A 12,425-nucleotide genomic window follows, 5' to 3' on the forward strand; every position below is an offset into this window, starting at 1 on the left:
GGATATTTGGGGCAAGAGGAAGGCAGGGGCGTTTTCGCCCAGGTCTTTGGGAGGAGAGATGATGGCGGACAAGACGTTTCTGAGCTGGCCGTTTTTTGAGGACCGGCACCGGAAGCTGGCCGAAGAACTGGAAGCCTGGGCCGCGGCGCAGCTGGCGGGCATCGATCATTCCGACACCGATGCCGCCTGCCGGGCGCTGGTCACAGCACTGGGCGAGGGCGGCTGGACGCAGCATTCCGGCGCGATGGCGGGCGAGCAGCTGGATGTGCGCACGCTGTGCCTGATCCGCGAAACACTGGCGCGCCATGACGGGCTTGCGGATTTTGCCTTTGCCATGCAGGGGCTGGGCACCGGGGCGATATCGCTGTTCGGCACCGAAGCGCAGCAGCAGGAATGGCTGCCGCTGACGCGCGCGGGTAAGGCGATTTCAGCCTTTGCCCTGACTGAGCCGCAGTCGGGGTCGGATGTGGCGAACTCCACCATGACCGCGGCGCTGGACGGCGACCATTACGTTTTGAATGGCGAGAAGACCTGGATCTCCAACGGCGGCATTGCTGATGTCTACACGCTGTTTGCCCGCACTGGCGAGGGACCGGGGGCAAAGGGGCTGAGCGCCTTTGCGGTGCCTGCGGGCCTGCCGGGGTTTGAGGTTGTGGAGCGGCTGGAGACCATCGCGCCGCATCCGCTGGCGACCCTGCGGTTCACAGATTGCCGCATCCCGAAATCGGCGCTGCTGGGTCAGCCGGGCGGGGGCTTCAAAATTGCGATGTCGGTGCTGGATGTGTTCCGCTCCACCGTGGCTGCCGCGGCGCTGGGCTTTGCCCGCCGGGCGCTGGACGAGTCACTGGCGCGGGTCACCGCGCGGCAGGTGCAGGGGGCGTCGCTGTTCGATCTGCAGATGGTGCAGGGCCATATCGCCGATATGGCGCTGGATGTGGATGCATCGGCACTGCTGGTCTACCGCGCCGCCTGGGCTAAGGATTCAGGGGCTGCGCGGGTCACCCGCGAGGCTGCGATGGCCAAGCTGTTCTCCACCGACCAGGCGCAACAGGTCATCGACAAGGCGGTGCAGCTGCATGGCGGCGACGGCGTGCGCCGGGGTCAGAAGGTGGAGGAGCTTTACCGTGATATCCGGGCCTTGCGCATTTACGAGGGCGCCTCGGACGTGCAGCGAGTGGTGATTGCGCGCCAGGCGCTCGGCGCCTTTCAGGGAGGGAATTGAGATGCTGGGACCAACTGCGCATGTGGACACATTCGCCCGGGACAACCTTCCGCCCAAGGAGCAGTGGCCGGAGTTCCTGCTGAAGGGGTTCCAGTACCCTGAGTACCTGAACGCCGCGGTCGAGCTGACCGATGCGATGGTGGAGAAAGGGTTCGGCGACCATACGGCGCTGATCGGCAACGGGCGCTACCGCACCTACAAGGAGCTGGCGGACTGGACCAACCGGCTGGCGCATGTGCTGACCGAGGACCTGGGCGTGAAGCCCGGCAACAGGGTGCTGATCCGCTCTGCCAACAACCCGGCGATGGTGGCCTGCTGGCTGGCGGCAACCAAGGCAGGCGCAGTGGTGGTCAACACCATGCCGCTGTTGCGCAAGGGGGAGCTGGCCAAGATCGTGGACAAGGCCGAGATTTCCCATGCGCTTTGCGACACAAGGCTGAAGGATGAGCTGGTCGCCTGCGCCAAGGAGTCGAAGTTCCTGAAGACAGTTGTGGGCTTTGACGGCACCTCCAACCATGATGCGGAGCTGGACCGGTTGGCGCTGGAAAAGCCGGTGGCCTACGAGGCGGTGAAGACAGGCAGGGATGATGTGGCGCTATTGGGCTTCACTTCCGGCACCACCGGATCGCCCAAAGCGACGATGCACTTCCACCGCGACCTGCTGATCATCGCCGACGGCTATGCGCGCGAAGTGCTGGATGTGCAGCCGGAGGACGTATTTGTCGGTTCGCCGCCGCTGGCCTTTACCTTCGGTCTGGGCGGGCTGGCGATCTTCCCGCTGCGGTTCGGGGCGGCGGCGACGCTTTTGGAAAACGCCACACCGCCGAACCTCATCGAGATCATTGAGAAATACAAGGCCACCGTTTGCTTCACAGCCCCGACTGCCTACCGGGTGATGCTGCGGGCGATGGAGGAGGGGGCGGATCTGTCCTCGCTCCGGGCGGCAGTTTCAGCGGGAGAGACCCTGCCTGCGCCGGTCTATCAGGAATGGATGGACAAGACCGGCAAGCCGATGCTGGACGGGATCGGCGCGACGGAGCTTTTGCATATCTTCATCACCAACCGGTTCAGCGATCACCGGCCCGCCTGCACCGGCAAGCCGGTGGGCGGCTATCAGGTGAAGGTGCTGGACGGTGATGGCTTTGAGGCGCCCCGCGGCGAGGCCGGGCGGCTGGCGGTCAAAGGTCCGACTGGCTGCCGTTATCTGGCGGATGAGCGGCAAGGCGAATATGTGCGGGACGGCTGGAACATCACTGGCGACAGCTTCATCCGGGACGAAGACGGCTACCTGCATTTTGCAGCCCGCAATGACGACATGATCGTCTCCTCCGGCTACAACATAGCAGGGCCGGAAGTGGAGGCCGCGCTGCTGGCACATGAGGCGGTGGCGGAATGCGCGGTGGTCGGGGTTCCGGACGAGGCGCGCGGCGAGATCGTGCAGGCGCATGTGGTGCTGGCCGAAGGGCAGGCGGCGTCAGAGGAATTGGCCAAGCTGCTGCAGAACCATGTGAAGGCAACAATTGCGCCCTACAAGTATCCGCGGTCCGTGGTGTTCGCCCAGGCGCTGCCGAAAACCGAGACCGGCAAGATCCAGCGGTTCAGGTTGAAGGGCTGATTGTTCCGGCTGCCCGCGCGGGATCAGGCTGGCGGCTGCATGGCCGCCAGACCTTGGAGACATGCGTTCTGGCCTGCGCTACGCGCTGCAGCGCTGTATCTAAGCCTTTGACATGACATGGATTAACTGCTGGGATAAGGTGGAGGCGAGTACCGGAATCGAACCGGTGTACACGGATTTGCAATCCGCTGCGTCACCACTCCGCCAACTCGCCATCCGTGGTGTAAGCCGTGATTAATCACATGCCCGGCGCCGGTGCAAGAGGCCAATTGCCTTTGCTTGAGCCAAAAATTGCTTTTCTTTCCGGAAGGCTAGAATTTCACTCAGACGCGCTTGGGTCAAGGCTTGCGCGGCGGATGGCTGCAGCAATCAGGGCCGGGGCTCCGGGCAGGGCGCCGGCCACCGGCAGCACCGTGCCGCCAAAGCCTGCGGCGTCCAGGGCTTCGGGAAGATCCTCTTTCACGTGATCGCCTGCCTGCGCAAAAAACGGCAGGCAGATGGACCGCACGGGCAGGGAGGCGGCAGCAGATGCGAGCCGCGGGTCCTGCTCAATGTAGCCCAGCGACACGGAGCAGCCCGGCAGCAGCGGGCTGAGCCGGGCGGCGAAATCCTCGGCGGCCTCTGCGGCGCGCGGGCCGCGGGCAGAGCCGTGGGCGGCCAGCAGCAGGTTCAGCCTGTCCAGCGGCCAGTGCCTTTCTGATGCTGCCTGTTGCACGGCGCTTGCAGCAAGATCCGGCAGGCCGCTGTCCAGCCCGAACGGCGTGGCCATCCGGTAAGCCCGGCCTTGCAGACGCCCCGGCAGCACCTTGCTGGTGAAATACCCGCGCGACATGAAAAACGGATAGACCACTGCGCCGTCCTCTATCACCTGCTCCAGCCGGCCGGGAGCTGCGAGGGTGGCAGAGCGGACATCCCAGCCCGGAAGATGCGCGGCAACACCCCTGGCAGTGGCTGCCAGATCCGCCTCTGCCGGGCCCGGGGCAGAGGGCTGACCGTGAGCAGTGAGTACGGCGGTTTGCAGGGTTTGGGTCACGGCGGTTTTCCGGTGTTATGCACGGGCGGCGGGGTGGTTGGATTTTGCTTTTATTTGGGGGGCTTGGCGGGGCTTTCGCAAGAGGCACGTTGAAATTTCCGCCACCGCAAAGGTAAACGAAAACAAGGTGGTTGACCTTCCCCGGCGCTTCACCTAAATCAGCAAATGTCCTGAGCGGGTATGGTGAAATGGTATCATAAGAGCCTTCCAAGCTTAAGGTGCGGGTTCGATTCCCGCTACCCGCTCCAGACCTTCCCAATCCGCCTGATTGATACCCCATGACGCAGTGCGCAGCTGTTTTCAGGTGTGTTTTGAAGCTGCTCAACGCTTGACGCGCCGGGCGTGCGGGGCCATGAACCTTGGCGACTATGCGGGTGCAAGACCCGCCAGACCAAAGTGCAGAAGGATCCGGAATGGCGCGGAGACAAGCGGCCCCGAATGCGGAGCAAGAGCGGGAGAAATCCCGGAAGATTGGCGTGCTGTCGGCGCTTTGGCCGTTCATGCGCCCCTACCGCCTGCTCATGCTGGCCGCCACCTGTGCGCTGGTACTGACGGCGGGTCTGTCGCTGACGCTGCCCTTGGCGGTGCGCCGGGTGGTGGACAACTTCCGGGTCTCTGATTCCGAGCTTCTGAACCTCTATTTCAGCGGTGCGCTGGTGATTGCCGCATTGCTGGCGGTGGGCACCGGCGTGCGCTATGCACTGGTGACACGGCTGGGCGAGCGGGTGGTGGCCGACATCCGCAAGGCGGTGTTCGACCGGGTGATCGGCATGAGCCCGGAGTTCTATGAGCGCATCATGACCGGCGAGGTGCTGAGCCGGATCACCACCGACACCACGCTGATCCAGTCGGTGCTGGGATCGTCGGTGTCGATTGCACTGCGCAACCTGCTGATTTTCCTGGGCGGCATGGTATTGATGCTGCTGACCTCGGCGAAGCTCACGATGATGGTGCTGCTGATCGTGCCGGCGGTGATCGTGCCAATCCTGGTGCTGGGCCGCCGCCTGCGCGCCATCAGCAAGGAAAACCAGGACTGGATTGCGGCCTCTTCCGGTAACGCGGGCGAGGCGCTGGGGGCGGTGCAGACGGTACAGGCCTTCACGCATGAGGCTGCCAGCCGCGAGAAGTTTTCCGAGCTCACCGAAACCTCCTATGACGTGTCCCGCCGCCGCATCCAGACGCGGGCCTATCTGACGGTAATTGTGATCTTCCTGGTGTTTTCCGGGATCGTGGGCGTTCTGTGGATGGGCGCCAATGATGTGCGCGCAGGCGTGATGTCTGAGGGCACGCTGATCCAGTTTGTGATCTATGCAGTGCTGGTGGCTGGATCCGTTGCGGCGCTGTCGGAGATTTGGAGCGAGCTGCAGCGCGCCGCCGGGGCAACCGAACGGCTGGTGGAACTGCTGAACGCCGAGGATACCGTGCTGGACCCGGTTGCGGCGCAGGTTCTGCCCGCGCCGGTCAAGGGCGAGATCGCGTTCGACAACGTGTCTTTCCGCTACCCGTCGCGCCCGGATGTGTCGGCGCTGGATGAGGTTTCGCTGACAGTGAACCCGGGGGAGACTGTGGCTTTTGTCGGCCCGTCAGGTGCTGGCAAGACCACCATTATTCAGATGCTGCAGCGCTTCTATGATCCCAATCAGGGCGCGGTGAAGCTGGACGGCGTGGCACTGACCCAGCTGCAGCGGGATGAATTCCGCCGCCACATCGCGCTGGTTCCGCAGGATCCAGTGATCTTTGCCGCCTCGGCCCGCGAAAACATCCGGTTTGGCCGGCCGGAGGCCACCGATGCTGAGGTCGAGGCTGCTGCTGCAGCGGCAGCGGCGCATGACTTCATCTCCAAGCTGCCGGAGGGCTATGACAGTTTTGTCGGTGAGCGCGGCGTGATGCTGTCGGGCGGCCAGAAGCAGCGGATTGCCATTGCCCGCGCCATCCTGCGCGATGCGCCGGTGCTGCTGCTGGATGAGGCGACCTCGGCGCTGGATGCGGAAAGCGAACGCCTGGTGCAGGCGGCGGTGGATGAGCTGAGCCAGGGCCGCACCACGCTTATCGTGGCGCACCGGCTGGCAACGGTGAAGAAGGCCGACCGCATCGTGGTGATGGAGCAGGGGCGGATCGTCGCCACCGGCACCCATGATGAGCTGGTGGCACAGGGCGGGCTTTATGCGCGTCTGGCCAAGCTGCAGTTCACAGAAGGGCTGGCAGCTGAATAAGCGGCGAGCAGATTAACACGGCAAGCGCCCCGGAGCCGATCCGGGGCGTTTTTTGTTGAAAACCGCCCAATGCAGGGAAATGGCGCGACGTCACCGCCAAAGCTGCCTTGGCGTGACCCTGCCGCGGCGCTTGCGCAATCGGGCGTTTGCAATAATCTGGGCAAAAAACAGAGACACCTTCCGTGCACCACCCGTACACCGGCTGTGCACCGGGGGGAACGGGGAGGAGAATTATGGGTTTTTCCGGAATCGCGGACCGCGATGCGCTGCAGAATGAAATGCCGTATGAGGCGCGGGATCTGCCGGCCACTTTGTACGGGCTGCTGTCGCGCACCGCGGACAAGTACCCGAACAGCAAGGCGGTCAGCTATCAGATATTCTCTGGCGCCCAGGACAAGGCGGAGACGCTGACCTGGCGCACGCTGAAGGAGCAGGTGAGCCAGGCCGCCAATATGTTCCGTGCGCTGGGGGTGGGCGAAACGGATGTGGTGGCCTATGTGCTGCCCAACTGCAACGAGACGCTGGTCACCATGCTGGGCGGCGCGGTGGCAGGGATCGTGAACCCGATCAACCCGCTGCTGGAGCCGGAGCAGATCGCCTCCATCCTGCGGGAGACCAAGGCCAAGGTTGTTGTCACCCTGCGGCCCTTCCCGAAGACGGATGTAGCCCAAAAAGTGGCAGAGGCGGTGCGCCATGCGCCGGGCGTGAACACGGTGCTGGAAGTGGACCTGAACCGCTACCTTACGCCACCGAAATCCTGGATCGTGCCGCTGATCCGTCCCAAGATGGACGGCCGGCCCAGCCATGCGGACTACCTGAACTTCTCCAAGGAGATGGCGAAGCAGCCCAAGACGCTGAATTTTGCCGACAGTGCCGGTGACCGGGTGGCGTGCTATTTCCATACCGGCGGCACCACCGGCATGCCCAAGGTGGCGCAGCACAAGTATTCGGGGCTGGTCTACAACGGCTGGCTGGGCAGCACGCTGTTGTTCACCGAGGAAGACAACATCATGTGCCCACTGCCGCTGTTCCATGTCTTTGCGGTGCATGTGATCATGATGGCGGCCATCGCCTCTGGCGCGCATGTGGTGTTCCCGACGCCGCAGGGGTACCGGGGCGAGGGCGTGTTCGACAATTTCTGGAAGCTGATCGAGCGCTGGAAGATCACCTTTATCATCACTGTGCCCACCGCCGTTTCGGCGCTGATGCAGCGGCCGGTGGATGCGGATATCTCATCCGTGAAAACGGCGTTCTCCGGCTCGGCGCCGATGCCGATGGAGCTGTTCAAGCGGTTTGAAAGCGCCTGCGGCGTCGCCATCGTGGAGGGCTACGGGTTGACCGAGGCGACCTGCCTCGTCTCTTGCAACCCGCCGGGCGGCGAGAAGAAGGTGGGATCGGTGGGCATCCCGTTCCCCTATACGGATGTGCGGATCGTTAAGCAGACCAATGATGGGGCGCTGGAATGCGGGCGCGACGAAGTGGGGGAGATCTGTGTGTCGAACCCCGGTGTGTTCGCGGGCAATACCTATACCGAGGCCGACAAGAACGTGGACCTCTACTACCAGGAGAAATACCTGCGCACCGGCGATCTGGGCCGGATCGACGAGGATGGCTATCTCTGGATCACCGGCCGCGCCAAGGATCTGATCATCCGCGGCGGCCACAATATCGACCCGGCAGAGATCGAAGAGGCACTGCTGGGCCATGATGCGGTGGCCTTTGCCGGTGCCATCGGCCAGCCGGACGCGCATTCGGGCGAGCTGCCTTGCGCGTTTGTCGAGCTGGTCGACGGCGCCAGCGTCAGCGAGGCGGAGCTGCTGGAATACTGCAAAGTCCATGTGCATGAGCGGGCGGCGATCCCCAAGCATCTGACGGTGCTGGACGAGCTGCCGAAAACCGCGGTGGGCAAGGTGTTCAAGCCCGATCTGCGCAAGATGGCGATCACCCGCGTATACAATGGCGCGCTGGAGCAGGCCGGGGTGGCGGCGCGTGTTGTCAGCGTGACCGACGACAAGAAACGCGGGCTGGTGGCGCAGGTGGCGGCCAACGGCAGCCCGGAGGCTGACATCGACGGCGTGCTGAACAATTTCACCCGGCCATGGGAGCCTGCCGCGGCTGCGTGACCCCGCTGGACAGTGTGGGATAAGGAGCGCCCTTCGGGGCGCTTTTTCTTTCAGGCATTCCATTTGCGGGAAACTGTGCCTAGGCTCTCGGGGACGACGGCGTGCAGGGAGGCTCGCAGATGGATTACGAACGGCTGATCGACGAGGAGACCTGGGACTTCATCCAGAAGACCGGGGAGCTTTATCCTGATGACGCCGTTGACATGAGCATCGAAGAGCAGCGCCGTATCTATAACGCGATGGCGCGGGAATTCCGGGTGCCGCGGCCGGATGTGGTGTCGGTCGAGGCATTGTCCGCCAACGGCGTGCCGGTGCGGGTCTATACCGCTGGTGACCCGACCCGGACGGTGCTGTTCTGCCACGGCGGCGGCTTTGTCGTAGGGGGTCTGGACAGCCACGATGATGTTTGCGCCGAGATCTGCGCCCAGACCGGCTACCGGGTGGTGGCGGTGGACTACCGGCTGGCACCGGAGCACAAGCACCCCGCCGCCTTTGAGGACGCCTGGGTGGTGCTGGGCTGGGTCGAGGCCGGGTATGGCAAGGGCATTGTCCTGATGGGCGACAGCGCCGGAGCCAACATTTGTGCTGCGGTGGCGCATCATGCGCGCGGCCGCTGCGAGTCGATTCTGGGCCAGGTGCTGATCTATGGCGCGTTCGGCGGTGATGTGAACCAGGGCTCTTACCTGGAGCACGCGCAGGCGCCCATGCTGACGCGCGAGGACGTGCTGTATTACATGGATATTCGCACCGAAGGGGAGCCGCCCAAGGATGATCCGCTTTTTGCGCCTCTGTCTGACAGCGATTTCTCGGACTTGCCGCCGACGGTGCTGGTAACGGCGGATTGCGATCCGGTGCGGGACGATTCACGCGACTACCGCGACCGCATTTTGGCGGCTGGCGGCAAGGCGTATTGGATCAATGAGCCGGGACTGATCCACGGCTATTTGCGTGCGCGCCACAGCGTGGGCCGGGCACGTGACAGTTTTGAGCGGATTTCAGTTGCGGTCGAGGCGCTGGGGCAGGGGATCTGGCCCTATGACGAGTAGCCCGGACTACCCGGCATAGTCCTGGCATTGCTCCTGGAACAGCGACGTGTTCAGCCAGCCGCCGCTCGTGACCTGCCAGTCCGGGCCGGAGGTGGTCACATAGGTCCAGCTGCCCACCGGGATATGCGAGTAATTGACGTAGTCGCCGGGGTCTATCTGCCCGACCAGGGGAGCATCCGGCCTGTGGCCCGCCCGCAGCCCCATGACCGGCCCCAGCCAGCCCAGGCAGGCGCTTTCGAACTCATCCCGCACCGGCAGGTCCCATAGCTGGTAGCGCAGGAACAGGTCATCCAAGTCCAGATGGGTCTGCTTGTTGTTGACCCGGCAGCCGAAGCGGGCCTCCATCTGTTTCACTTCAGCAACCAGGCGTTCTGACTGCGGCGGCAGAGAGACAGACTTGCCGGTGCAATCCCCGTTGTTGAACACGGCCTGTCCCAAAGGGGAGCCGAAGCAGTAACCGGCCCGGTCGATCACCGCGTTGCGGGTGAACCACAGGTCGTGGCAGGCATCGCTGGCCAGCGCCGGGGCGGCCAGCAGGGAAAATACGGCGGTAAGGGATTTCATGGCAAAGTCCTGACATCTGAAAACGGCGGCTGAGGACCATCCTAGCACACAGCCGCCGTTTCAGGTCATTTCAGGAACGGCTCTGCCTTCATGGTGTCCGCAATCGGCGCGCCCAGCCGTTTAAGGATGGTGGGGGCCAGCTGGCGCTGGTCGATCACGTCGCCATGATCCGGACCTTCGGCCTCGCCAAAGTAGTAGAGCGCGGTTTCCTGCTGCAGCGGACTGCGGCCGCCGTGGTGGCCGCGCTCGTCCTGGCCGTGGTCGGCGGTGACGATCACCTCGTAGCCCAGATCGCGCCAGCGGGTGATAAAGGGGGCCAGCATCTCATCCATCACAAAACAGGCGTGGTCCATTTCCTGGCAGTCATGGAAAAAGCGGTGGCCCATGCTGTCCAGGGTGCAGGCGTGCAGCATGCCGTAGTCCAGCCCGAAGCGCAGGCAGAGATTGGTCAGCGTGGCGAACAGATCGACGTCCGACGGCGTCATCTGGTTGTCCTTGCCGTAGCCGGTCATGGTGTGGAAGCGGCCGTGGTTGATGGTCTTGCTTTCCGGCTCGTCGTATTCGATATCGCGCACGTAATCGAAGGGGTGGCGGTTGAAGAAAGACGACCAGTAGCTGTGCGCCACGGCGCCGGTGACGCCGCCGGCTTCGCGGACCTGGCTGAACACGTCTTTTTCCTTGAGCCGGAACACATTGGCGTTGCCGGTGCAGCCGTGGATGGCGGGTGCGACGCCGGTGTGGATCGAGGCATAGCAGCTGGCCGAAATCGACGGCAGCACCGCGCGCAGTTTCCAGACGCGGGCATCGCCGCTGTCGACCCAGCCTTCGAGGTTGCCGAACAGGCGGCGGAAATTGCGCCAGGGCACGCCGTCCAGAATGATGAGAAGAAGCTTGTTGTCCATTTGCCGAATCCCTTTGCCTTGCGATGGCTTCGGGAGGGTATCATTGCGTCCGTTTCTTGAATTGCCATTCAAAAAACGGCGGAACGGCCGCAAACGGGCATTTTCGCAGGGACGTTGCAGAATTGCCGGTCAGCGCCTGCGCTTTCAAAGCGCGGTAACGAGAACATAGCTGCCTGCCAGAAGCAGCAGAGCCCCGGCACCCGTGGCAAAGAGCCTTGGGTAAGGCAAGGTCTTTTCGGCCAGCACGAACAGCGCCAGCCCGGCTATCCAGTAAAGGTTCATGATCCCGCCGGCAAACAGCAGCAGCATCAGCGCCCAGCAGCAGCCGAGGCAATAGGTGCCGTGGTGGGCGCCCATCAGTACAGCACCAGCCAAGCCTGTGCGGTTATGCTCGGTCAAAAAATGAACCGGCATACGGCAATGGGAGAGGCAGGCGTGCTTGTAGGGGGTAAACTGATAGGCGCCCGCCGCCAGCAGCAATGCACCGCCAAGGGTGCGGCTGCTGAGCGACATCATCGGGCCGTTTGAGAGGCCCATGGTTTCGAGCCACCATTGCAGCGCGGTGGCAATTGCAGAGAACAAGGCCCAGGCAAGAAGGTATCCGCTGAGGAACAGCAGCCCCAGCACCGGCGCCCGGCCGGGCAGAGAGCCTGCCTTCTTGATGGCAGTGAACAGCAGCAGCACCGGGGCAGCGCTGGGGGTCATCATGGCGATCATCATCACCCACCACATCAGAAAGATCAGCACGGCATAGCCTGCAGTCCAAACCGGCCCGGTGCCCATCGCCATCGGTTCGCCGATCGGGCGGGCCATCCGGGTCATCTCGGCCGCGGTCATGTTCATGCCGACACCAAACACGGTGTAAAGCCCGCTCAGCAGCACGATGAAGGCCACAGCGCCCAGAACCACGATCCGGTCGTTGCGGGCCAGCCGTTCAGCTGTGCCGGTTATGTGCGGCGCCCGGCCCATGGCGGATCAAGCCGCGCGCTCAACGCCCTTGCCGGTCAGGTGCAGCTCGGCAACATGGGCGTGGGTTCCGCTGTTCTTTTCAAGGCTGATGGCAGATCCAGGGGTCCGTGTCGTGCCCTGGCAGACGGAAGCCTCGGAGTATTCAAACCCGTTCGGCAATTTGATCTGGACCGAATGCGGTGCACCGGACACGATGTGTGCAATCGGTTCGACTTTGGTTTCGCCAATGCCGTCCGCCTTGCCATGGCCAATACCTGTTTCGGCATCAAAACTCAGCGACACGGGTGCGCTGAGTGTCTCATGCCTGGTGGTGCACATAGCGTTGAAGACGAAGAACATGGTGGCAAATTCATCGGTGTCCTGGCCGGTCATGATCGCCTCGAGGGCCGCCTTCTGCTCTGCTGTGGCGCTTTCGTCGATGATGATTTGCATCTCGCCGTTGCCCTCGTGAATGGGGCCGGGCCATTTGTAGATAGCCGCGGCGTGCAGCCCGTCCAGCTTTGTGTCCCCGTAGTGGCCTTTATCGATGCGGAAAGTCAGCATTGCTTCGCAGGTGCCGTCATTAGGAAGCTGCGAAAATTGGCAAGGGCAGCCGGGCACGCAGTTGCAATTGGCGATCTCAAATCCGTGAATTGCCCAATCTGTCATGGCAGTTTCTCCCCATTGCTGCAGTCAAAACGAAACTGCCCGGTAAATCGGGTTGGCTTGCCTCACAGTTCAGCCGCGCTCAGTGCTTTT

10 protein-coding genes and 2 tRNA genes are annotated in these 12,425 nt (G+C 63.3%); 6 read left to right on the top strand and 6 right to left on the bottom strand.

Features of this window, described 5'->3' with window-relative positions; genetic code table 11:
- The first annotated feature begins 61 nt into the window (after positions 1–61).
- Positions 62–1,222, top strand: a complete 1,161-nt coding sequence (locus tag RA24_RS06360) for an acyl-CoA dehydrogenase family protein (protein ID WP_039190824.1) — start codon at positions 62–64, stop codon at positions 1,220–1,222.
- 1 nt (position 1,223) lies between these two features.
- Complete coding sequence (locus RA24_RS06365) at positions 1,224–2,837, top strand: AMP-binding protein (protein ID WP_039190578.1); 1,614 nt, start codon at positions 1,224–1,226, stop codon at positions 2,835–2,837.
- Between the two features lie 140 nt (positions 2,838–2,977).
- On the opposite strand, the gene RA24_RS06370 is transcribed toward RA24_RS06365, so the two are convergent.
- Both RA24_RS06370 and RA24_RS06375 read right to left on the bottom strand, forming a co-directional pair.
- Positions 2,978–3,051, bottom strand: a tRNA-Cys gene (locus tag RA24_RS06370).
- Positions 3,052–3,156: 105 nt separating this feature from the next.
- The gene (locus RA24_RS06375) at positions 3,157–3,870 is read right to left on the bottom strand and encodes a CbiX/SirB N-terminal domain-containing protein (RefSeq protein ID WP_039190580.1); all 714 of its coding nucleotides are present in this window, start codon (positions 3,868–3,870) and stop codon (positions 3,157–3,159) included.
- Positions 3,871–4,044: 174 nt separating this feature from the next.
- Here RA24_RS06375 and RA24_RS06380 point away from each other — a divergent pair.
- The 4 genes from RA24_RS06380 to RA24_RS06395 all read left to right on the top strand — a co-directional run bounded on the left by RA24_RS06380 (position 4,045) and on the right by RA24_RS06395 (position 9,252).
- Positions 4,045–4,118, top strand: a tRNA-Gly gene (locus RA24_RS06380).
- A 165-nt stretch (positions 4,119–4,283) separates the two neighbouring features.
- Positions 4,284–6,083 carry an ABC transporter transmembrane domain-containing protein gene (locus RA24_RS06385; protein WP_039149150.1) on the top strand — a complete coding sequence of 600 codons (1,800 nt, stop codon included), beginning with the start codon at positions 4,284–4,286 and terminating at the stop codon, positions 6,081–6,083.
- A 233-nt stretch (positions 6,084–6,316) separates the two neighbouring features.
- Positions 6,317–8,206: an acyl-CoA synthetase gene (locus RA24_RS06390; protein ID WP_019295757.1), complete on the top strand. Its 1,890-nt coding sequence runs from the start codon at positions 6,317–6,319 to the stop codon at positions 8,204–8,206.
- Positions 8,207–8,325: 119 nt separating this feature from the next.
- Positions 8,326–9,252: an alpha/beta hydrolase gene (locus tag RA24_RS06395; protein ID WP_019295756.1), complete on the top strand. Its 927-nt coding sequence runs from the start codon at positions 8,326–8,328 to the stop codon at positions 9,250–9,252.
- A gap of 6 nt (positions 9,253–9,258) precedes the next feature.
- Here the strand turns inward: RA24_RS06395 and RA24_RS06400 are convergent, their stop codons facing one another.
- The 4 genes from RA24_RS06400 to RA24_RS06415 form a co-directional block, all read right to left on the bottom strand.
- Entirely contained in the window at positions 9,259–9,816 is a 558-nt protein-coding gene (locus RA24_RS06400; protein WP_039149087.1) for a DUF4453 domain-containing protein, read from the bottom strand.
- A 65-nt stretch (positions 9,817–9,881) separates the two neighbouring features.
- Positions 9,882–10,718, bottom strand: coding sequence for an alkaline phosphatase family protein (locus RA24_RS06405; protein ID WP_039149084.1), 837 nt, complete (start codon positions 10,716–10,718; stop codon positions 9,882–9,884).
- 144 nt (positions 10,719–10,862) lie between these two features.
- The gene (locus RA24_RS06410; protein ID WP_019295753.1) at positions 10,863–11,687 is read right to left on the bottom strand and encodes a DUF2182 domain-containing protein; all 825 of its coding nucleotides are present in this window, start codon (positions 11,685–11,687) and stop codon (positions 10,863–10,865) included.
- Between the two features lie 6 nt (positions 11,688–11,693).
- The gene (locus RA24_RS06415) at positions 11,694–12,335 is read right to left on the bottom strand and encodes a DUF1326 domain-containing protein (protein WP_039169476.1); all 642 of its coding nucleotides are present in this window, start codon (positions 12,333–12,335) and stop codon (positions 11,694–11,696) included.
- Between the last annotated feature and the right edge of the window lie 90 nt (positions 12,336–12,425).

The organism is Leisingera sp. ANG-M6, assembly GCF_000813905.1.
Classification (GTDB): Bacteria; Pseudomonadota; Alphaproteobacteria; order Rhodobacterales; family Rhodobacteraceae; genus Leisingera.